The 19829-nt window shown below is 68.5% G+C and carries 18 protein-coding genes; 14 read left to right on the top strand and 4 right to left on the bottom strand.

The window, feature by feature from the left end; genetic code table 11:
- Positions 1 to 43 precede the first annotated feature (43 nt).
- Positions 44 to 1123, bottom strand: a complete 1080-nt coding sequence (locus MBR110_RS28705) for an AraC family transcriptional regulator (protein ID WP_014726269.1) — start codon at positions 1121 to 1123, stop codon at positions 44 to 46.
- Positions 1124 to 1370: 247 nt separating this feature from the next.
- Here MBR110_RS28705 and MBR110_RS28700 point away from each other — a divergent pair, with 247 nt between their 5' ends.
- From MBR110_RS28700 to MBR110_RS28690, 3 genes are read left to right on the top strand one after another with little or no spacing between them, the layout of a single operon-like run.
- Positions 1371 to 2789: an APC family permease gene (locus MBR110_RS28700; protein WP_059462777.1), complete on the top strand. Its 1419-nt coding sequence runs from the start codon at positions 1371 to 1373 to the stop codon at positions 2787 to 2789.
- A 54-nt stretch (positions 2790 to 2843) separates the two neighbouring features.
- Positions 2844 to 4241 (top strand): aspartate aminotransferase family protein, encoded by a 1398-nt coding sequence (locus MBR110_RS28695; RefSeq protein WP_034194422.1) that lies wholly within the window; start codon positions 2844 to 2846, stop codon positions 4239 to 4241.
- A 36-nt stretch (positions 4242 to 4277) separates the two neighbouring features.
- Positions 4278 to 5702: an aldehyde dehydrogenase family protein gene (locus tag MBR110_RS28690; protein WP_181709590.1), complete on the top strand. Its 1425-nt coding sequence runs from the start codon at positions 4278 to 4280 to the stop codon at positions 5700 to 5702.
- Between the two features lie 10 nt (positions 5703 to 5712).
- Here MBR110_RS28690 and MBR110_RS28685 read toward each other — a convergent pair whose 3' ends face one another.
- Complete coding sequence (locus MBR110_RS28685) at positions 5713 to 6561, bottom strand: FadR/GntR family transcriptional regulator (RefSeq protein WP_011880639.1); 849 nt, start codon at positions 6559 to 6561, stop codon at positions 5713 to 5715.
- Between the two features lie 229 nt (positions 6562 to 6790).
- Between MBR110_RS28685 and MBR110_RS28680 the strand changes: the two genes are divergently transcribed.
- The 8 genes from MBR110_RS28680 (at position 6791) to MBR110_RS28645 (ending at position 15545) form a co-directional block, all read left to right on the top strand.
- Positions 6791 to 7999: an ABC transporter substrate-binding protein gene (locus MBR110_RS28680; protein WP_011880638.1), complete on the top strand. Its 1209-nt coding sequence runs from the start codon at positions 6791 to 6793 to the stop codon at positions 7997 to 7999.
- A gap of 67 nt (positions 8000 to 8066) precedes the next feature.
- Entirely contained in the window at positions 8067 to 8927 is an 861-nt protein-coding gene (locus MBR110_RS28675; RefSeq protein ID WP_181709589.1) for a branched-chain amino acid ABC transporter permease, read from the top strand.
- Positions 8924 to 9967: a branched-chain amino acid ABC transporter permease gene (locus tag MBR110_RS28670; protein WP_181709588.1), complete on the top strand. Its 1044-nt coding sequence runs from the start codon at positions 8924 to 8926 to the stop codon at positions 9965 to 9967. The genes MBR110_RS28675 and MBR110_RS28670 overlap by 4 nt, the downstream gene beginning before the upstream one ends.
- Complete coding sequence (locus tag MBR110_RS28665) at positions 9964 to 10731, top strand: ABC transporter ATP-binding protein (RefSeq protein WP_034194423.1); 768 nt, start codon at positions 9964 to 9966, stop codon at positions 10729 to 10731. Before MBR110_RS28670 ends, MBR110_RS28665 begins: the two co-directional genes overlap by 4 nt.
- Positions 10728 to 11429, top strand: coding sequence for an ABC transporter ATP-binding protein (locus MBR110_RS28660; protein WP_034194424.1), 702 nt, complete (start codon positions 10728 to 10730; stop codon positions 11427 to 11429). The genes MBR110_RS28665 and MBR110_RS28660 overlap by 4 nt, the downstream gene beginning before the upstream one ends.
- A 34-nt stretch (positions 11430 to 11463) precedes the next feature.
- Positions 11464 to 12744, top strand: a complete 1281-nt coding sequence (locus tag MBR110_RS28655; protein ID WP_014726265.1) for a Zn-dependent hydrolase — start codon at positions 11464 to 11466, stop codon at positions 12742 to 12744.
- On the top strand, positions 12741 to 14243 hold the full coding sequence (locus MBR110_RS28650; protein ID WP_014726264.1) for a M81 family metallopeptidase: 1503 nt from the start codon (positions 12741 to 12743) through the stop codon (positions 14241 to 14243). The genes MBR110_RS28655 and MBR110_RS28650 overlap by 4 nt, the downstream gene beginning before the upstream one ends.
- Before the next feature lie 114 nt (positions 14244 to 14357).
- On the top strand, positions 14358 to 15545 hold the full coding sequence (locus MBR110_RS28645; RefSeq protein ID WP_181709587.1) for a YncE family protein: 1188 nt from the start codon (positions 14358 to 14360) through the stop codon (positions 15543 to 15545).
- A gap of 197 nt (positions 15546 to 15742) precedes the next feature.
- On the opposite strand, the gene MBR110_RS32400 is transcribed toward MBR110_RS28645, so the two are convergent.
- Positions 15743 to 15877 carry a hypothetical protein gene (locus tag MBR110_RS32400; RefSeq protein ID WP_011880630.1) on the bottom strand — a complete coding sequence of 45 codons (135 nt, stop codon included), beginning with the start codon at positions 15875 to 15877 and terminating at the stop codon, positions 15743 to 15745.
- A gap of 336 nt (positions 15878 to 16213) precedes the next feature.
- Here MBR110_RS32400 and MBR110_RS28640 point away from each other — a divergent pair, with 336 nt between their 5' ends.
- Both MBR110_RS28640 and MBR110_RS28635 read left to right on the top strand, forming a co-directional pair.
- Positions 16214 to 16645 carry a hypothetical protein gene (locus MBR110_RS28640; protein ID WP_014726261.1) on the top strand — a complete coding sequence of 144 codons (432 nt, stop codon included), beginning with the start codon at positions 16214 to 16216 and terminating at the stop codon, positions 16643 to 16645.
- A 78-nt stretch (positions 16646 to 16723) separates the two neighbouring features.
- The gene (locus MBR110_RS28635) at positions 16724 to 17536 is read left to right on the top strand and encodes an alpha/beta fold hydrolase (protein ID WP_181709806.1); all 813 of its coding nucleotides are present in this window, start codon (positions 16724 to 16726) and stop codon (positions 17534 to 17536) included.
- 90 nt (positions 17537 to 17626) lie between these two features.
- On the opposite strand, the gene MBR110_RS28630 is transcribed toward MBR110_RS28635, so the two are convergent.
- Complete coding sequence (locus MBR110_RS28630; protein WP_059461849.1) at positions 17627 to 18568, bottom strand: dihydrodipicolinate synthase family protein; 942 nt, start codon at positions 18566 to 18568, stop codon at positions 17627 to 17629.
- Positions 18569 to 19093: 525 nt separating this feature from the next.
- Here MBR110_RS28630 and MBR110_RS28625 point away from each other — a divergent pair.
- A complete protein-coding gene (locus MBR110_RS28625; protein WP_011880625.1) occupies positions 19094 to 19774 on the top strand; it encodes a GntR family transcriptional regulator in 681 nt (226 codons plus the stop codon).
- The last annotated feature ends 55 nt before the right edge of the window (positions 19775 to 19829 follow it).

Genomic DNA, 19829 nt, shown 5'->3' with positions numbered 1-19829 from the left:
GGTCGCATGATGCGCTGAACTGCGCGCGGTCACGCGCTGCGCGTCAGGCGTCGCCGTCCGCATCCGCGCGTGCGCGCGGCGTGCTGCCGGTCCAGCGCCGGTACGCATGCCGGAAGCTGCGCGGTTCGCTGTAGCCGAGCCGCTCTGCGATGGCCGCCACGCTGAGCGTCGGCTCGTCGAGCAGGCGCACCGCCTCCTGATGGCGCACGTCGTCGAGCAGCGACTGGAACGTGATGCCGTCCTTGTCGAGTCGGCGCCGCAATGTGCGCTCGGTCACGTACAGCGCATCCGCGAGCGACGTCATCGACTTGAAGCGCGTGAGGTCGCGCGCCATCAACGCCTTCGCGCGATCGGCGAAGCGCGTGCCGAGCGATGCGGCCCACTGCTGCTCGAGCGCTTCGCACTGCTGATGCAGCGCATTGAAGCTGACTTCGTTCGCGAGCCGCGGCGCTTCCGAGCCGTCCACGCTCGTGAACACGAGGCGGTTTTCGCCTGCGCCGAACGCGACCGGACAGCGGAAGTGGCGCGCGTAGTCCGCAGCGTTGCGCGGCGTGCGGCGCGCGAGATGCAGCTGCGCGGGCCATACCGGCTTGCCGACCAGATCGGACACGATCAGCCGCAGGCTCGACAGGCACATGTCGGTCTGAAACACCTCGATGTCGGGTTCGCCGTTGTACCGCTCGATCGTCACGCTCATTCCGTCCGCATGCGTGTGCCCGCGCACGTCGAAATACAGCCCCATGAACAGCGGAAACCGTCCCATGCAGCCGAATGCCTGCATCACTGAGCCGCTGATCAGCATCGCGTAGCCGGCGAGGCCGAGCGTCGACACATGGAGTCGCGCGCCGATCGCGAGACCGATCGACGGCAGGCCACTGCAGCGCAGCAGGTTACGGAAGCAACGCTGCTCCTGGCCGCGATTCACGTGCAGGTTCGGCGACGCGACTTCGGCCGCGCCGAGGCCCGTGCCGTCGAGCACCGCGGCGATGTCGAGATGCCGGACGCGGCATTCGTCGAGCGTGACCGCGATCGCGTGCACGGTGGCGGGGATGTCGTCCTGGCTGGCGGCCGAACGCAGGCCGCGCTCGGCGCGGCGTCGATGTCGATGGGACTGGCTGTCCATGGTGCGGGGGCGGCGACGGGTTCGCATAGAAGATAGCGGGAATGCCCGCGAAACGCCAGAGCGCTGCGCGGCCCGCAATGGGCCGTTGCCACGCGTCCGGAAATATCCCCCGAATACGTCCGCTTTTCTCATTCGTCGTCGAGTTTTTGGCGCACCACACTCGTTTCCGAATCGCGCAATGCCTGCGATGCCGCATTGCCGACGACACGTGTGTTGAGGTCATGAACGACAGCCAAGTGAGGACACCATGGAAGACACCGGGACAGCGCAGCATGCGCGCAGCGCAGTGACGGACGACGTGCGAGCGCACGCGAACGGGCACGCCGACACCGACACCGACACCGACGCGGGCCCGCCCGGCCGGCCCGGCGCCCCGGCGCTCGGCCTGTTCGCGCTGGTGATCTTCGGCCTCGCGTACATGCTGCCGATGACGGTGTTCACGACTTACGGAATCGTCACACGCGAGACCAACGGACATCTGACGATTGCGTATGCGGTCACGCTCGTCGCGATGCTGCTGACCGCGCGCAGCTACGGCCACATGGTGCGGCTGATGCCGAGCGCCGGTTCCGCCTACACGTTCGCGAGCCGCAACTTCGGCACGTCGGCGGGCTTCATGGTCGGCTGGGCGTTGCTGATGGACTATCTGTTCATTCCGATGATCAGCTACCTCGCGATCGGCATCTACATGAAGCAGCTGTTCCCCGCGGTGCCGGCCAGCGTGTGGATCGTCGCGAGCATCGTGCTGGTGACGGGGTTGAACATCGTCGGCATCCGGCTCGTCAACCGCGTGAACCTGATCCTGATCGCGAGCCAGCTCGTGTTCATCGCGGTGTTCGTCGCGGCCGCGGCGCATGTCGCGGCCGGCGCGGGGCTGGAGCCGGCGCTCGCGCTGCCGGCGTATGGCGATGCGCACGCGATCTTCGCCGGTTCCGCGATCCTGTGCCTGTCGTTCCTCGGCTTCGATGCGGTATCGACGCTGTCGGAGGAAACCCGCGAGCCGCGCCGCACGGTGCCGCGCGCGATCCTGCTGTGCACGCTCGCGAGCGGGCTGCTGTTCATGCTGATCGCGTATGCGGGGCAGGTCGTGTTTCCCGACTGGCATGCGTTCAAGGATCTCGATTCGGCCAGCTTCGAACTGATGCGGCGCATCGGCGGCGGCGCGTTGTCCGCGCTGTTCGTCGCGGTCTACGTGGCCGGCTGCTTCGCGAGCGCGATGGCCGGTCAGGCGAGCGTGACGCGCGTGCTGTTCGCGATGGGCCGCGACCGCGTGCTGCCCGAGCGCGTGTTCGGGCAACTGCATGCGCGGCTGCGCACGCCGGTGCGCGCGACGCTCGCGGTCGGCGCCGTGTCGCTGTCGGCGCTGTTCATCACGCTCGATCTCGCGTCGACGATGATCAGCTTCGGCGCGCTCGTCGCGTTCGCGGTCGTGAACCTGTGCGTGATGCGCAGCTACCTGGTGCGCCCGGAACACCGCCGCGTCGCCGGCTGGATCGGGTACGGCGTGCTGCCGGCGCTCGGCTTCGCGATGAACGTGTGGCTGTGGTCGGGCCTGTCGCGCCAGACCTTCTACGTCGGCCTCGGCTGGCTCGCGCTCGGGTTCTGCCAGCTGCTGTGGCTCACGCGCGGCTTCACGCGGCCGGCGCCGACGTTGTCGATGAACTGAACGGCCGCGCGGCTCGCCGCCGCCGGTTTCGCAACCCTGAAGGAGGAATGACCCATGAACGGTATCGACGTCGGTCTCGAAGCGGACCTGCAGGCGCTCGGCAAGCGCCATCTGCTGATGCACTTCACGCACGCCGATGCGTATCGCGACCAGGCGCTGACGGTATTCGACCGCGGCGAAGGCTGCTGGCTCGTCGACCGCAACGGCAAGCGCTACTTCGACGGGCTCGCCGGGCTGTATTGCGTGCAGCTCGGCTACAGCCACGGCGCCGAGATCGGCGACGCGATGCGCGAGCAGATGGGGCGGCTGCCGTTCGCCACCAACTGGGGTTACGGCCACGAACCGGCGATCCGGCTTGCGCACAAGCTGGCGACGCTCGCGCCGGACGGCCTGAACCGCGTGTTCTTCACGTCGAGCGGCTCCGAGTCGAACGAGTCGGCGATCAAGCTGGTGCGCCAGTATCACCAGGCGCGCGGCGAGCCGCAGCGGCGCAAGTTCATCGCGCGGCGCGTCGCGTATCACGGCACGTCGTTCGGTGCGCTCGCGTTGAACGGGATGACCAACTTCCGCAAGCATTTCGAGCCGCTGATGGCGGGCGTGCGGCACGTGAGCAACACGAAGCGCTACGGTCGGCCGGACGGCGAGACGGAAGCGCAGTTCACGCGCCATCTGCTCGACGAGATCGAATCGCTGATCGTGCAGGAAGGGCCGGACACCGTCGCCGCGATCGTCGTCGAGCCGCTGCAGAACGCGGGCGGCAGCCTGACGCCGCCGGCCGGCTATGCGCAAGGGCTGCGCGCGCTGTGCGACCGGCATGGCGTGCTGCTCGTCGCCGATGAAGTGATCTGCGGGTTCGGCCGTCTCGGCGAATGGTTCGGCTCGACGCGCTACGGGCTGCAGCCGGACCTGATCACGTTCGCGAAGGGGATCGCATCGGGCTACGTGCCGCTCGGCGGGGTGATCGCGAGCGACGCGGTCGTCGATACGGTGCTCGCCGGCCCGCAGCAGATGTTCCTGCACGGTGCGACCTACGGCGGCCATCCGGTCGCGTGCACGGCCGCGCTCGCGAACCTCGCGATCATGGAGCGCGAACGCGTGCTGGAGAACGTCGGCGACAACCAGGCCGTATTCCGGCGCACGCTCGACGGGTTGCTCGAGCTGCCGTGCGTCGGCGACGTGCGCGGCGACGGCTACCACTATTCGCTCGAGCTCGTCACCGACAAGGCCGCGCGCCGCTGGGCCGCGGGCATCGGCGCGCAGGCGTTCGTGTCGACGCTGCTCGCGCCGGCGATCTTCGAAGCGGGCTTGCTGTGCCGCGCGGGCGTCGACCACGAAGGCACGCCGATCGTGCAGTTCTCGCCGCCGCTCGTGATGTCGCGCGATGAGATAGTCTGGTTCGTCGCGAAGATTCGCGACATCCTCGCCGACACCTATGCGCGCGCGATGCGCTGACGGCGGCGCCCGCTATTGCTGACCCAGGAGCATTCGATGCGAACCTCAGAACAGAGCTATATCGCCGGGCAGTGGCTCGACCCGGCCGACGCGCGCGCCATCGACGTGATCGATCCCGCGACCGCGCGACCGTATGCACGGCTCGCGATCGGCAGTGCGGCCGACGTCGACCGCGCGGTCGGCGCGGCGAAGCAGGCGTTCGACGCCTACTCGCGCTGGAGCGTCGACGCGCGCGTCGCGCTGCTGCAGCGCGTGCTCGACATCTATCAGCGGCGCTACGAGGAAGTCGCGCGCACGATCAGCCAGGAGATGGGCGCGCCGCTCGCGTTCGCGCGCGCGGCGCAGGCCGCGGTCGGGACCGCACACCTCGAGCAGACGATCCGTGCGCTGCGCGCGTTCCGGTTCAGCACGCAGGTCGATTCGCTGCTCGTGTCGCACGAGCCGATCGGCGTATGCGCGCTGATCACGCCGTGGAACTGGCCGATCAACCAGATCGTGTGCAAGGTCGCGCCGGCGCTCGCGGCCGGCTGCACGATGGTGCTCAAGCCGAGCGAGATCGCGCCGTTCAGCGCGATCCTGTTCGCCGAGATCCTCGATGAAGCCGGCGTGCCGCCCGGCGTATTCAACCTCGTGCACGGCTACGGACACGAGGTCGGCGATGCGCTGTCGCGGCATCCGGACGTCGACATGGTGTCGTTCACCGGCTCGACGCGTGCGGGCGTCGAGGTCGCGAAGGCCGCGGCCGATACCGTGAAGCGCGTGCACCAGGAACTCGGCAGCAAGAGTCCGAACCTGATCCTGCCCGATGCGGACATCGACGCCGCCGTGACGCTCGGCGCGCGCAGCTGCTTCAGCAACAGCGGGCAATCGTGCAACGCGCCGACGCGGATGTTCGTGCACGTCGATCAGCTGGCCGCGGCCGAGGCGGCGGCGCGCCGGGAGGCCGCGCGCACCGTCGTGGGCGATCCGCGCTCGCCTGAGACGGAGATCGGGCCGGTCGTCAGCCGCACGCAGTTCGACCGGATCCAGCAGCTGATCCAGCGCGGCATCGACGAAGGCGCGACGCTCGTCGCCGGCGGGCTCGGGCGGCCCGACGGGCTCGGCGACGGCTTCTACGTGAAGCCGACGGTGTTCTCGAACGTGACGCCGGACATGACGATCGCACGCGAGGAGATCTTCGGGCCGGTGCTGTCGATCCTGACCTACCGGACCGAAGACGAAGCGGCCGCGCTCGCGAACGATTCGGTCTACGGGCTCGCGGCGTACGTGCAGACGAAGGACCTCGAGCGCGCGCGCCGCATCGCCGCGCGGCTGCGCGTGGGCAACGTGCACATCAACTATCCGGCGTGGAACCCGGCCGCGCCGTTCGGCGGTTACAAGCGTTCGGGCAACGGGCGCGAGTATGCGGAGTTCGGCCTCGTCGAATACCTGGAAACGAAGGGCACGACGGGGTACGCGTGAGGGGTGGCGGTCAGTCGTCGTCGGAACCGGCCGCGTCCGCACTCGCAACGGGCGACGCGGCCCGCCGACGGATTTCGGAATCGAGGATCAGACGCCCACGCAGCTTGCCTTTCATCCGCTTCACGTGCTTCGGCGCGTCGGTCATGTGCTCGACCATCAGCGCACGCACGCGCTCGACGTCGCGCTCGCGCGCGGCCTGCAGGATCGCCTTGTGGATCGACACGTTCGCCTCGCCGAAGCGCTTGTGCTCGGTGAGCGGTGTGTCGTTCCGGAACTCGATCAACTGCCGGATCATCTCGTTGATGAGCTCGCAACTGAAGCGCAGGAACGGGTTCGGGTTCGCGGCCGCGAGGATGTCGTGGAACGTCGTGTCCTCCTGCCGCTGGCGCAGCATGTGGCCGCGATCGTGCACGCCCGACGCGCCGTCGCAGCACGCGATGTTCGCTTCGAGCGCCGTGAAGTCGCGCTCCGTCAGGTGCGGCACGGCGCCGGCCGCGAGCTCGGGTTCGAGCAGCTTGCGCACCGTATAAATGTCGTCGATCGTCACGTCCTTGAAGAACAGGTAGTTCTGCAGCAACTGCAGCGTGCGGTCGAGCGGCACCTCGACGACCATCCCGCCGCCCGACGGCCCCGTCGTGACCTTGATCAGCCCCTGCACCTCCAGCGACTTCAGCGCCTCGCGGATCGTGCTCTTGCTCACCGCATAGAGCTGCTGGAGCTCGGCTTCGCGCGGCAGGCGGTCGCCCGGCTTCAGATCCTTCTCCGTGATCAGCCGCTTGATCTCCTCGGCGACGAGATCGGCCCGTTTCGGCTGCTTGATTGCGACCGCGACGCCCGCCCTGGCTCGGCCCATGACCATCTTGAAGACTCCTTTGTCTGACTGCGCGCCGCGTCATCGTCGACGATCCGTTCCGGCGCGAGGTACGGAATTTTGCCTGATTGACACCAATTTTGATCAACTCTAGCATCCGGTTCATTCTATTTATCATGATAAATAGAATGAACCGGCGGCGGGCATCCTGCAGCGCGCAGGCACGGTTTGGCAGTCGGTCGCATCGCGTGTGTCCCCTTCACCAAGGAGCGTCAACTTGAATCGCCGAGAACTGTTGAAACTGGCCGCGCTGTCGGCCGTGCCGGGTGCGCTCGGCAGCATGGCGTCCCGCGCCGCGTTCGCACAGGGTTCGCCCATCCAGCTCGCCTGCCCGGTGCCGATGTCCGGGCCGTTCGCCGCGAACGGCAAGTACGCCGATCTCGGCATGCAGCTCGTCGTCAGGCAATACGGCAAGGTGCTCGGCGCACCGCTCGCATACACGGCGCTCGACACCGAGGGCAAGCCGGCGACGGCCGTGCGGCGCGTGCAGGAGATCGCGCAGCAGAAGGGCGTGCGCTTCTTCGCGGGCGGCATTCTGTCGTCCGAATCGCTGGCGATGGGCAAGGAAGTGCAGAAGGCGGGCGGCGTGTTCATCACGACGGCCGGCGCCGACGAGATCACCGGCAAGGACTGCAACGACGCGACGTTTCGCTGGTCGGTGCCGACCTTCGGCGCGATCGAGCAGACGGTGCGCCCGCTGATCGGCATGCTGCCGAAAGCGAAGCGCTGGTACACGATCACGCCGCAATACGTGTTCGGCGACGGGCTGCTGTCGGCCGCGAAGGCGATCTTCAAGGAAAAGGGCATCGAGCATGTGGGCAACAGCTATCACTCGCTCGCCGAGAAGGAATTCAGCGGCTATCTGACCAATGCGGCCGCCGCGCAGCCCGACGTGCTGCTGATCCTGAACTTCGGCTCGCAGTCATCGGACACGCTGCGTCAGGCCGTGAGCTTCGGGATGAAGCGCAACTGCACGATCCTGCTCGCATGGGCGTCGGGGCTCGAGCAGTTCGAGGCGCTCGGCCCCGACATCTGCGACGGCGTGTATTTCGGCGCGCAGTACTGGCACGGCATCGATTCGCCGCTGAACCGCGATCTCGTGAAGCGCGCGAACGCCGCGTTCAAGGCCAATCCGAACTACAGCCTCGCGGGCTCGTACATCTGCTCGAAGATCCTGCTCGACGCGATGGTGAAGGCCGGCACCGCGGAGCCGAAGAAGGTCATCGCCGCGATGGAGGGGATGAAGTACGACGGGCTCACGGGTCCGGAGGAAATCCGCAAGGGCGACCACCAGGTATTGAAGAACTACTACCTGCTGAAGGGCAAGCCGAAAAGCCGGATGAAGAACGCGGACGACTACGCGGACGTGGTCAGCTCCGGGCAGTCGTTCCTGCCCGTCGACAAGACCGGCTGCAAGCTCGCGTGACGCGCCGGCCGCGTTCGCGGCCGCTGCGCGCCGACCACCGTTCCTCCTCCTTACCGATACGGAAGCCATGAACGTCTATCTGCTGCAGATCGTCAACGGCATCGGCGTGGGCATGCTGTACTTCCTGCTCGCGGTCGGCCTGTCGATCGTGTTCGGCCTGCTGCGCTTCGTGAATTTCGCGCACGGTGCGTTTTATCTGCTCGGCGCGTACCTGTGTTATCAGACGCTGCAATGGTCGGCGAATTTCTGGGCCGCGCTCGCGGTCGTGCCGCTCGTCGTCGGCGCGTTCGCATGGATCGTCGAAAAGCTCGTGCTGCGTCACGTGTATGCACAGCAACACGAATTCCACATCCTCGCGACGGTCGGCCTGGCGCTCGTGCTGCAGGAGTGCGCGATCCTCGCGTGGGGCCCGCTTGGCGACAACGTACCGCCGCCCGACGCGCTCAGCGGCGTCGTGATCTGGGGCGGCTTCGTCTATCCGAAATACCGGCTGTTCGTGATCGGCTTCACGGCAGTGCTGGCCGCGCTGCTGTGGTGGGTTCTCGACGGCACGCGGCTCGGCAGCACGGTGCGCGCGGGCAGCGAGTCGTCGGAAATGGTGTCGCTGCTCGGCATCAACGTGACGCGCGTGTTCAGCCTCGTGTTCGCGCTCGGCGCGGCGACGGCCGCACTCGCGGGCGTCCTGGCCGCGCCGATCCGCGGCGTCGATCCGTTCATGGGGATCGAGGCGCTCGGCGTCGCGTTCGTCGTGGTCGTTGTCGGCGGGATGGGAAATTTTCTCGGCGCGCTGGTGGGCGGGCTGCTCGTCGGCATCGTACAGAGCCTGATGAGCACGCTGTGGCCCGAAGGCGCGCGCCTGATGATCTATGTCGCGATGGCGGCCGTGCTGCTGCTGCGTCCGAACGGTTTGCTCGGGAGGGCTGCATGATCGAATCGTCGAAATCGCTGCCGTCGGATGCGGCGGCGTCGCGGCGTGTGCCGCCGTGGCGCGCCGCGCTGCAGCGACCGGAAGGCTGGCTCGCGGTGGCGGTGGCCGGCGCGCTGCCGCTCGCGCTCGACTCGGGCTCGCTCGCGACCGAGGTGCTGGTGTTCGCGCTCGCCGCGCTCGGCTGCAATCTGTTGCTGGGCTACACGGGGCTGCTGTCGTTCGGCCAGGGCATCTTCTTCGGGCTCGGCAGCTACGCGGCGGGCGTGGTGCTGACGCACGGCGTCGAGTCGGTGACTGCGGCGCTGGTTGCGGCCGCCGCGCTCGGCGCCGCCGCGGCCGCATTGGTCGGCTGGTTCTCGATCCGGCAGCGCGGCACCTACTTCGTGATGCTGACGCTCGCGTTCGGGCAGCTGTTCTACTTCGTCGCCTATACGACGCCCGATGTGACGGGCGGCGACAACGGGCTGCTCGACATTCCGCGCCCCGCGTTGTCGGTATTCGGCCATCCGCTCGTGCCGCTCGATTCGCCGTGGCGCTATTACGGTTTCGTCGCCGTCGTGTTCGTCGCGGTGTTCTGGCTGCTGTTGCGCGTGTCGCGCTCGGTGTTCGGCCGCACGCTGCTCGCGATCCGCGACAACGAGGCGCGCGCGGCGGCGGCCGGCTATGACGTGCGGCGCTTCAAACTCGTGGCGTTCGTGATCTCGGGCGCGGTCACCGGCCTCGCCGGCGCGCTGCATGCATTGATGACGGGCATCGCGCCGCTGTCGAACATCGACTATCACACGAGCGAGATGATCCTCGTGATGACGGTGATCGGCGGCACCGGCAACCTGTTCGCGTCGGTGCTCGGGGCGGCCGCTTACGTGCTGTTCGCCGACTGGCTGTCGACGCTATGGCCGCGCTGGCTGCTGTTGCTCGGGCTCGTGCTGATCGCCGTGAGCCTGTTCATGCACCGCGGCTTGTGGGGAGTCGGCGAACGCGTCGCGGCATCGCTGCGGCGCGCCCGGCGTACCGAGGCCGCGGCCGGGGAGCAGCGATGAGCGAAGCGATTCTGGAAGCGCGCGGCGTCGTCAAGCGCTACGGCAAGTTCACGGCGCTGGGCGGCGTCGATCTGCGGATCATGCCGCGCACCATTCATTCGGTGATCGGCCCGAACGGCGCAGGCAAGACCACGCTGTTCCATACGCTGACGGGCACCGTGCCGATCAGCGCCGGCTCGATCCTGTTCGACGGTCACGACGTGTCGCGCGAGCCCGATCACAAGCGTGTGCGGCGCGGTATAGCGCGTTCGTTCCAGGTGACGAGCCTGTTTGCGAACCTCAGTGTGCGCGAGAACCTTCGCGTCGCCGCGCAAGGCGTCGAGTCGCGGCGCGCGTTGAATCCGTGGGCGCCGCCCCTTGGCGCGCGGGCACATCAGGGTGTCGTCGACGACGTACTCGATCGGCTCGGCCTGCAGCGGTTCGCCGACACGGCGGCCGGCGTGCTGTCGCACGGCCAGCAGCGCCGGCTCGAAGTCGGGATGGCGCTCGCGGCGCGGCCGCGCGCGATCTTCCTCGACGAGCCGACGTCCGGCATGGGTATCGACGACCTCGACGACATGAAAACGCTGATCCGCCGCCTGCGCGACGATTACACGGTCGTGCTGATCGAACACAACATGGGAATCGTGATGGACATCTCGGACACGATCACGGTGATGCAGCAGGGGCGCGTGCTGGTCGAAGGCACGCCCGAGGCGATTCGCGGGGACGCGCGCGTGCGCAGCGCGTATCTCGGCAACATGATCACCGGAGGCCGCGCATGATCCTTGACGTGAAGGCGGTGCACGCGTGCTACGGCAAGAGCCACGTACTGCAGGGCGTTTCGCTCAACGTGCGGGACGGCGAAACGGTGACGCTGCTCGGGCGTAACGGCGCGGGCAAATCGACCACGCTCAAGACGATCGCGGGGGTCGTCGCGCCGAGCGGCGGCACGGTGACGTTCGCGGGCCGGGTGATGTCCGGTCAGCCCGCGCACCGGATTGCCGCACGCGGCCTGTGTTTCGTGCCGGAGCATCGAGGGATTTTCCGGCTGCTGTCGGTCGAGGAAAACCTGCGGCTCGGCGCACGTCGCGATTCGCCGTGGCAGCTCGACGACATCTATCGCATCTTCCCGCGGCTGAAGGAGCGCCGCCGCAACGGCGGTGCGCAGCTGTCGGGCGGCGAGCAGCAAATGCTTGCGATCGGCCGCGCGCTGATGAATCACCCGCGGCTGCTGATGCTCGACGAACCGGTCGAAGGGCTCGCGCCGGTAATCGTCGAGGAGATCGTCGCGCAGCTCAAGCTGATCAAGGCGGCCGGCGTGTCGATCCTGCTCGTCGAACAGAACCTCGAAGTGTGCACGCAGCTTGCCGACCGTCACTTCGTGATCGAACAGGGCGTGATCGTCTACGAAGGCAGCAACGCGGCGTTCACCGCCGATCACGACGTGAAGGATCGTTACTTGGGCGTCGGCGTCGCATAAGCGCCGTGCCCGTTCATTGCGAGGAATTCCACCGATGCAAGTTCAGGATTCGACACCGGGCGTTGCGGCGCTCGGGCTGCGCGTCGACGGCGCGCGGCTATGGGACAGCCTGATGCGGCTCGCGCAAATCGGCGCGACCGCCAACGGCGGCGTTTGCCGCCTCGCGCTCACCGAGCGCGATCGAGACGCGCGCAACCTATTCGTCGGATGGGCGAAGGAGATCGGCTGCACGGTGCGCATCGATGCGATCGGCAACATCTTTGCGCGCCGCGCGGGTGCGTGCGACGACCTGCCGCCCGTGATGACGGGCAGCCATATCGACACGCAGCCGACCGGCGGCAAGTTCGACGGCAACTACGGCGTGCTCGCGGGCCTCGAAGTGCTGCGCACGCTCGACGACGCGGGCGTGCGCACGCGCGCGCCGCTCGAGGTCGCGGTGTGGACCAACGAGGAAGGCTCGCGCTTCGTGCCGGTGATGATGGGGTCCGGCGTGTTCGCGCGTGCGTTCACGCTCGAACATGCACTCGCACAGCGCGATCGCGACGGCATCGCCGTGCGCGATGCGCTCGCAGCGATCGGCTATGCGGGTGACGTGCGCGATGCACATGCGGTCGGCGCGTACTTCGAAGCGCATATCGAACAGGGGCCGGTGCTCGAGGCGCATGCGACGACTATCGGCGTGGTGGAGGGCGCGCTCGGGCAGCGCTGGTACGACGTCACCGTGCACGGGATGGAGGCGCACGCCGGCCCGACGCCGATGGCGCTGCGGCGCGACGCGCTGCTGGTGGCGGCCGATCTCGTGCGCGCGGTGAACGGCATCGCGCTCGCCCACCCGCCGCACGGGCGCGGCACGGTCGGCTGGATCGACGTGCATCCGAATTCGCGCAACGTGATTCCGGGCCGCGTGACGCTGACGGTCGATCTGCGCGCGGCCGACGATGCGACGCTCGCGGCGATGGATGCGGCTCTGCGCGCCGCGTGTGACGATCTCGCGGCGACGGCCGGCATGCCGATCGACGTCGAGCAGGTCGTGTATTTCGCGCCTCAGCCGTTCGACGCGGCGCTCGTCGAACAGGTGCGCGCGGGCGCGAATGCGCTGGGCCTGTCGTCGATGAACGTGATCAGCGGGGCCGGCCACGATGCCGTGTATCTCGCGCGTGTCGCGGCCGCCGCGATGATCTTCGTGCCGTGCAAGGACGGGATCAGCCACAACGAAATCGAGGACGCGGCGCCAGCCGATCTCGAGGCCGGCTGCAACGTGCTGCTCCATGCGATGCTCGCCGCAGCCGGCCTCGCGGAGGGCTGCACGCGATGAAGATCCTGATCGCCCGGATGAACCACGAGACGAATACGTTCTCGCCGGTGCCGACGCCGCTCGCCGCGTTCGGCCGCAACGGCCCCGACTGGGGCGACGACGCGTATCGCACGAACCGCGGGATGCGCACGGCGATGGCCGCATTCATCGACGCGGCCGAGCGCGCCGGCGCGCAGATCGTCACGCCGGTGTCGGCGGCGGCGAACCCGAGCGGGCCGGTCGCGGCCGACGCTTATGCGGCGATCTGCGACGCGATCGTCGCCGCGGCGCCCGGTTGCGACGCGGTGATGCTCGATCTGCACGGCGCGATGGTCGCCGAGCAGAGCGCGGACGGCGAAGGCGACCTGCTCGCGCGCGTGCGCGCCTTGCTGCCCGCCGCGCCGATCGCGGTCGCGCTCGACCTGCATGCGAACGTCACGCAGAAGATGATCGACCACGCGGACGTGATCGTCAGTTTCAAGACCTATCCGCACGTCGACATGTACGAAACCGGCGAGCACGCGGCGCGTTTGCTGCTCGATCGACTGCATGGCCGTGCGCGGCCGGTGCTCGCGTGGCGGCAGCCGCCGCTGCTGACGTCGACGCTGCGCAGCGCGAGCGCCGAAGGCGCGATGCGGCGCGCGCTCGAAGCCGCGCGCGCGGCCGAGGCGGACGGGATGCTCGCGGTGTCGGTGCTGGCGGGCTTCTCGCTCGCGGACATCCCCGCGCCGTGCGTGAGCGTCGTCGTGGTCGGCGACGGCGATCGCGCGGCGGCCGACGCGGTGGCCGAACGCATTGCGCGGCAGATCTGGGACGCGCGCGACGCGTTCGTGTATCGCAGCGCGCCGCTCGCCGAATCGGTCGCGCAGGCCGCGGCGCTCGCGCGCGGCGCAGACCGGCCGGTGCTGATGCTCGATCACGGCGACAACTGCATGTCGGGCGGCCCGTGCGACACGATGGACCTGCTGGAGGCCGCGCTCGCGCAAGGGCTCGACGGGATCGTCAGCGGGCCGCTGTGCGACCCCGACGCGGTCGCCGCGCTGATCGATGCGGGCGTCGGTGCGACCGTCACGGTGCCGATCGGCAACCGGATGCCGTCGCATGGTGGCGCGCGGCGCACGCCGTTTCGCGCGACCGGCGTCGTGCGCGCGATCACCGACGGCGAATACGTGATCACCGGGCCGACCTATACGGGCCAGCGCGCCTACATGGGCCGCGCCGCCGTGCTCGATATCGGCGTCGCGACGCTGGTGGTGACCGAGCGCACGCACGAGCCGTGGGATCTCGGCGTGTTCGAGAGCGTCGGCATCGATCCGCGCCGGGCACGCTTTCTGCTGCTGAAGTCGCGCATGTATTGCCGGCCGGTGTTCGTGCCGATCGCGGCCGCGCTCGTCGAATGCGACAGCCGCGGCCTGACCGGGTCGGACTACGCGCTGTTCCGCTACGAGCGCCTCGCGCGGCCCGTGTATCCGCTCGATGGCGTCGACCGGTGGGACGGCGCGGGGCCGCGCAGCGCGTGAGAACCGGCGCGCACGGCGGCGCGCGCCTTCGTGCATCATGCGATTGCACCGGCCCGTCGAGCAGCTGGGTCGCGCGCATCCTTGCGTCTGCAACCGACCGGAGAACCGAACGCCATGCATTCGAAACGCTTCCACCTTCGTCGCGCCCGCCTGCTCGCCGCGTTGACGCTCGCCACGACCGCCGTCGCCGCGCATGCGGCCGACTGGATCGTGTCAGGCAACGACGGCAAGTACCAGCGCATCGAAGGGCGCGACACCTATCTCGCGTCGCCGCCCGCTGACACGCTGACGCTGCTCGACGCCAGCGTGTTTCCGCCCAAGATCGCATTGCAGGTGGACGTCGAGAACGGCATCCAGGGGCCGCCGCAGGCGGTGGCGATCACGCCTGACGCGAAGCTCGCGCTGGTCGGTGCGCCCACGCGTTACGACCCGGCCGCGAAGCAGCTCGCGTACGACACGTTCGTGCAGGTCGTGACGCTCGACGCATCGCCGCCGACGATCGCGCGCATCGAGCTCGGCACGCATCCGCAGGGTATCGCGATCGACCGGTCGGGCCGGCTCGCGCTGGTCGCGAACGTCGACGGCAGCGTGTCGATCCTGCGGATCGACGGCACGCAGGTCACGCTCGACGGCAGCCTGAAGATCGGCAAGAAGCGCCTCGCCGGGATCAGCTTCACGCACGACGGCAAGCATGCGCTCGTGTCGCTGCGCGACGAGCAGGGCGTCGCGGTGCTGAACGTCGACGACGGCAACGTGACCGACAGCGGCACGCGGCTGAGCACCGGCGTCGCGCCGTACACGATCGACGTGTCGAGCGACGATCGTTGGGCCGTCGTCAGCAACGTCGGCCTCGCGGGGCTGCCCGGCTATACGGGCACGCTCGCGGGCGACGCCGATTCGGTTGCGCTGATCGACGTGTCGCACACGCCGTTTCGCACGGTGCAGTACCTGACGGTGCCGTCGCTGCCGGAAGGCGTCGCGATCTCGCCGAACGGCAAATGGATCGCCGTGCAGGCGATGGACGGCTCGAACCTGACGCCCGACAATCCCGGCCGCCACAAGCGCGGCAAGGTCGTGCTGTTCGAGATCCGCGCCGGCCGCGCGGTGCAGACGAGCGAGGCGCCGGGCGGCGAAGCCGCGCAGGGCATCGCGTTCACCGCGGACAGCCGGCACGTGATCGTGCAGTTCAACGTCGAGCGGCAGCTCGCGCTGTATGCGGTGGAAGGCGGCAAGCTGCGCGATACGGGCACGCGCATCGCGCTGTCGGGCGGGCCGTCGTCGCTGCGGACCTTGCCGCGTTGAACGGGGTAGCGTGCGGCGGGCGATGCGCCCGCCTGCGCGCGCACGCGGGCCGCACGGCACGGCAGCCGGTTCGAGCGGCGCGCGTTCCACGGGCTGCGAAGGGCTGGGGCCGGCGCGTCGTCCGGCGATGAAGCTGTCGGTCAGCGCGTCACGCCGGGTCGACGCGCATCTCGGCGCACGCTGCCAGCCCGCAAGCGCTACGGACGCAGCAGATCGAATCCGCCGAACACGACCACGCCGCTGAGCGCGATCATCGCAAGCGAATGCTGGCCGAAATACAGGATCGCGGCGGCGAGCCAAGTCGTCAGGCAGAAGGCGCCGATGCGGGCCATCGTGGATTCCTCGTGATACGTGATGAAGGGGGCGTAACCGTCGCCGTGCCGTGGAGGCGCTTGCTGCCGCTCGCGTGGCGCGACGCCGGCCGACGCGGTCGATTGCGCGCGATACGGCGGGCTTCGATACGCGGTTGCGGGCCGGCCGCGGCGAGACGCAATCGAGCGGCGGTCCGGCGGAAGGCAGGACTCGAATTTTACCAGCGTACCCGGCGCGTCTGTCTGGCCCCTTTGCGTCGCGCGGCTAAAGTTTGGTACGACGAATGCCGTTATCCGCTTGCAAGGTATTCGCCTGTTCAATCGACGGCAATCGCCGACCCACTACGGACCGACACAATGCAGATCGAACCTTCTTCCGCCGCGCAAACCCCGCTTGCGGCTTCCACGCCGACGGCCAACTCGACGGCTGCCGGGACATCGTCGCCGACGGGCGGCGCGACGGCTGCCGCTGCCGGCGCCGCGCCGGCCAACGGCGGTCAGGCGTCGAGCGCATCGGCGTCGTCGTCGTCGTCCGAGGATCCCGCGGTCAAGCAACTGAAACAGCTGATCGAGCGCCTGCAGAAACAGCTCGCGCAGATTCAGCAACAAATGGCGACCGTCGCGCAGCGCGCGAAGAACGATCCCGCCGCAGCCACCGAGCAGCAGTCGCTCGGCGCACAAGCGAGCACGATCTCCGCTGCGCTGTCGACGGCGATCGCGCAGCTCGCGCAGGCGATCCAGAAGTCGTCCGGATCGACGTCGGGCTCGCTGGTGTCGACGCAGGCCTGAATGCGTCGCGCGCCGCGCCGACGCGCGGCTTCGCGCATTAGAATCGCAAGCTCGTCTCTCCCCAAGGACGGCACCACGATGAGCGCGCACTTCACCGACGACGATCTCGTCCGTTTCGAAGAGCAGGGCGGGCCGCCGCTGCCCGCGGCCGACGCCGAAGGATGGCTCGACCATGACGGCGCGCGCATCTGGCACGCGTCGTTCGGAGATGGGCCGCCCGTCGTGCTGCTGCACGGCGGCCTCAGCCACGGCGGCAACTGGGGCCACCAGGTGCCGGCGCTGCTCGCGGCCGGCTACCGCGCGATCGTGATCGACAGCCGCGGCCACGGCCGCAGCACGCGCGATGCGCGCCCCTATTCGTACGAATGCATGGCATCCGACGTGCGCGCGGTACTCGACGCGCTGCGCATCGAGCGCGCGCGCTTCGTCGGCTGGAGCGATGGCGCATGCGTCGCGCTGGTGCTGGCCGCGCGCACGCCGCAGCGGGCGGCGGGCGTCTTCTTCTTCGCGTGCAACATGGATCCGAGCGGGACGAAGGAATTCGTGCCGAGCCCGTTGATCGACCGCTGCTTCGCGCGGCACCGCAAGGACTACGCACGCCTGTCGGCGACGCCCGGCGACTTCGACGCGTTCGTCGCGGCCGTCAGCGAAATGATGCGCACGCAACCGAATTACGGCGCGTCCGAGCTTGCGGCGATCACGGTGCCGGTCGCGATCGTGCAGGGTGAGCACGACGAGTTCATCCGCGCCGAACATGCGGCATACCTCGCGCACACGATTCCGGGCGCGACGCTGACGCTTCTCTCTGGCGTCAGCCACTTCGCGCCGCTGCAGCGGCCGGCGCGCTTCAATGCGGCGATGCTCGCGTTTCTCGAGCGCACGGCCGGCTGACACGGGCGGCGGCGCTTCATCCCCGCGCCAATGAAAAAGCCACGGAACGAGCCGTGGCTTGCTTCGATCGCCGAACCAGCGGCGCCCGACTTACGCGATCGTCTTCGACCAGTTCGCGTACCAGTTGCGGAACAGCGTGTACTGCGCTTCAGCGTAGTTGCGTTGCGCGTCGCTCAGCGCATCGGTTTCGTTGAAGTGCAGCGTGTATTCCGTGTCGCCGTTCAGCACCATCAGGTGCTTGTAGAACAGCACGAGGTCGCAGCCTTCGTCGAACGACGACAGCACGGCGAGCGCCGCTTCGAGTTCCTTCGCGCGCACGCGCGCCACGGCGTCGCCCTGCGCGGCCTTCTTGCACAGGTCGACGAGCTGCAGCACTTCGCGCGGCAGCGCATTGCCGATGCCGGTGATCGCGCCGGCCGCACCGCAATTGACGAAGCCGTGGAACACCTGCGTGTCGACGCCGGCCATCAGCGTGACGTTTGCGTCTTGCGACGTGATGTTTTCGGCCGCATAGCGCATGTCGGCGGCGCCGCCGAATTCCTTGAAGCCGATCAGGTTCGGATGCTCGCGGCGCAGTTCGAAGAACAGGTCGGCGCGCGTCGCGAAGCCGTAGTACGGGCTGTTGTAGATCACCGCAGGCAGGTTCGGCGCGGCCTTCAGGATCGCGGAGAAGTGCGCCTTCTGCGCGGCCGGCGATGCGCCTCGCGACAGCACGCGCGGAATCACCATCAGCCCTTGCGCGCCGACCTTCGCCGCGTGAGCGGCGTGCGAGACGGCTTCCTTCGAATTCACCGCGCCCGTGCCGACGATGGTCGGCACGCCGGCTGCGACCAGCCGCGCGACGCCTTCCTGACGTTGCGCTTCGGTGAGCAGCGGCCAGTCGCCCATCGAGCCGCAGTACACCACCGCGCGCATGCCCAGCGCCACCAGCTCCTTGCCCTTCTTCACCAGCGCGTCGAAATCCGGCTGACGCTCGGCGGTACACGGCGTCATCAGGGCCGGAATGGTGCCGGTGAAAATGTTCTCGCTCATCTCGTTTCCTCACATTCAGATAGGTGAACTGCCATTGCTGGCAACCTGGGCGGTACGCGTGCGCGCCGGATCGTGGGGCTTCGCCCGATCCGGACCGTGGCCGGCCGCCTCTCGTTCGCGTCGGTGCCGAAACGGTGCCTCCCGTTTCGCCCGAGAGTCAGCCATCGACGAGTGCATTCTAGGGAGTTCGGATATTTTATACAATATAAAATAAAAAGGGCGTGAGGAAGGGAAGGGGAACGTGCTGGAAATGGGCGGGGGAATGGGCTGGAATGAGAGGGGAAGGGCGCGCGGAGCGTACCGGATCGCCTCCGCGCAAACCTTCACCGCGTGCGCCGGGATGCATGAAGTAAGCGCGCGGCCAGTCGGCATGCGACCGCCGCCAGCTGCATTCGGCGCGATTCGCCGAGCCGATCTGCCGGCCGCGTTGGCCGCCCCGCCGCTCTGCTACTATCGTAGAAAATATGCAATATCCACCGGCGCGTCGGCGCAAGCCTTGCCGCCATCCCTGGTCCGAACCGCAACATGAACGACAAACGCCCCGCCCTCGTCTACGCCACGCGTGCCGAGGCCGCCGCGAACGAACTGCGCCGTCGCATCCTGACCGGCGAGTACGTCGACGGCTACCAGCTTCGCCAGGACGCGCTGGCCACCGAGCTCGGGATCAGCCGCATCCCGCTGCGCGAAGCGCTCGTGCAGCTGGAAAGCGAAGGGCTCGTGAAAATCCTGCCGCACAAGGGCGCGATCGTCTCCGAGCTGTCGCCCGAGGACATCACCGAGCTGTTCGAGCTGCGCGCGCTGCTCGAGCCCGTGCTGCTGAAAAAGTCGATTCCGAAGCTCACGGCGGAAGACTTCGCGCGGCTCGACGCGATCCTCGACGAATACAGCGCGGTGCTGCACGCGAGCCAGTCCGGTCGCTGGGGCGAACTGAACACCGAACTGCATCAATTGCTGCTGTCGCGGGCCGAGCAGCCGAAGACGGCCGCGATCGTCGCATCGCTGCTGCAGCAGACCGATCGCTACACGCGCGTTCAGCTGTCGCTGTCGGAGGCCGCGCGCGACGTGGCCGAGTCCGAGCATGCGGAACTGGTCGCGCTGTGCCGCAAGGGCGATGGGCGCGCTGCGGCGTCGCTGCTGAAGCGCCACATCGAGCACGCGGGCGGCGAACTGAACGCGTTCCTGCGCGAACGACGCCTAGGCCGCTGAAGCAGCCGCGCACGGTCCGCGCAGCGGGGCCGCGAACGCGGCATGGACGCGCCGC

It is taken from the genome of Burkholderia sp. MBR-1 (assembly GCF_013822785.1).
GTDB classification, from domain to species: Bacteria; Pseudomonadota; Gammaproteobacteria; order Burkholderiales; family Burkholderiaceae; genus Burkholderia; species Burkholderia vietnamiensis.
This window is presented reverse-complemented; position numbering and strand designations above follow the sequence as displayed.